1 protein-coding gene is annotated in these 1487 nt (G+C 22.7%); it reads left to right on the top strand.

Annotated features, from left to right (window positions below):
• The first annotated feature begins 717 nt into the window (after positions 1 to 717).
• Positions 718 to 1269 (top strand): tryptophan transporter, encoded by a 552-nt coding sequence (locus GBZ86_RS15840; RefSeq protein ID WP_152892256.1) that lies wholly within the window; start codon positions 718 to 720, stop codon positions 1267 to 1269.
• Positions 1270 to 1487 lie beyond the last annotated feature (218 nt).

The following is a 1487-nucleotide window of genomic DNA, read 5'->3' as shown; positions in this document are numbered from 1 at the left end:
GTATTAGTAAAGTTAGATCTTTTATTTTTTCTATAATATTTTTTAATATAAATTTAATAATATTTAACAGTACTTAATAAATATTAATTTTTAAATTGTATATATTTATCATTAAATTTTTTTTATATATTGACCATTTTTATATATTAGCATATTATAAAATTAACAAATAAATAAAAATCAATCCATTGAAGAGGAAAAGTAATTAATTTTAGCTTCATTAAAGAGAACTGGGGATGGTGGAAACCTAGTAAGAAGAGAATTAATGAATGGGCCTTTGAGGAATAAAGCAAAATCTTATTTTAAGAGAGTAGTATTTATGGTGTGTTGCACCTTATAGCAACTAGAGTATGTTAGTACTCGAAGTTTAAGTGGCGTATAGTAATATTTTTAAACTTTTGAGTGCTTGAAATTCTAAAGTTTAACTTTTACTATTTTTTTATTTTCAAATTAAAAGTTATATTATTTATTAAAATACTTTTATAGTATTGATTTCAAGCTAAAATTTAAAAATTTGAATAAACGCAACATAGGTGGCACCGCGGATTATATCTCCGTCCTATATTTTTAAATATAGGACGGATTTTTTTTATTTTTTAACTTAAATATTTATAGCAAAATATGATTTTTGGAGGTGATTAAATGGCTTGAAAGTATATAAATTCTAAAGAAAGTTTTAGCATATTAAATAAATTTAAAAATTTAGGAGGAAAAATTATGAATACAAATAAAAATACAAAAAATTTAATAATTACTGCATTACTTTTAGCTATTGGTGCATTACTACATCAAATCACTCCAGCACTAGGATTACCTATGCAACCTGATTTTGCATTAACAATGCTGTTTATAATAATAATTTTAAATAAAAATGATTATAAAACTATTTTAATCTCTTCATTAATTTCTGGAATTTTTGCAGCTATGACAACTAAATTTCCTGGTGGACAAATTCCTAATATAATAGATAAAACTTTAACTGGTAATTTTGTTTTTTTAATTACTTTACTAGCTTATAAATTTAAAAAATTTAATTCACTTAATAAAGCAAAACAAAATTATTTTCTTGCATTATTAATTTTACCTATAGGAACCTTAATAAGTGGCACACTTTTCTTAAGTTCTGCTCAAATACTTGTAGGATTACCAGCACCATTTATAATCTTATTCCTTACAGTAGTTTTACCCTCTATATTAATAAACCTAATAGCAGGAATATTTTTATTTAAAGTAATATCCATGTCATTGAAAAGAGCGGCTTTTAGATAAACTTATTTAAAATTAATTATAAGGAGTGTAATAAACTAACTTTATGCACTCCTTATAACTATAATTTAAACTTAATATAAGTTTATTAAGTTTATTACACCACTTTACAATAAATTTAACTAGCTAAAGAATCGTTATTAAGATGATTAATAACATCTTCAAGCGTAGTTATATTTTTATCAAGTTGTATTGTTTTAAGCAACTTGCCATAAATTAAT

This window comes from Clostridium tarantellae (assembly GCF_009295725.1).
Lineage (GTDB): Bacteria > Bacillota > Clostridia > Clostridiales > Clostridiaceae > Sarcina > Sarcina tarantellae.
This window is presented reverse-complemented; position numbering and strand designations above follow the sequence as displayed.

Bases quoted from the DNA above. Each gene is read 5' to 3' on its own strand.
- GBZ86_RS15840 (WP_152892256.1), top strand. From the start codon at position 718: ATGAATACAAATAAAAATACAAAAAATTTAATAATTACTGCATTACTT.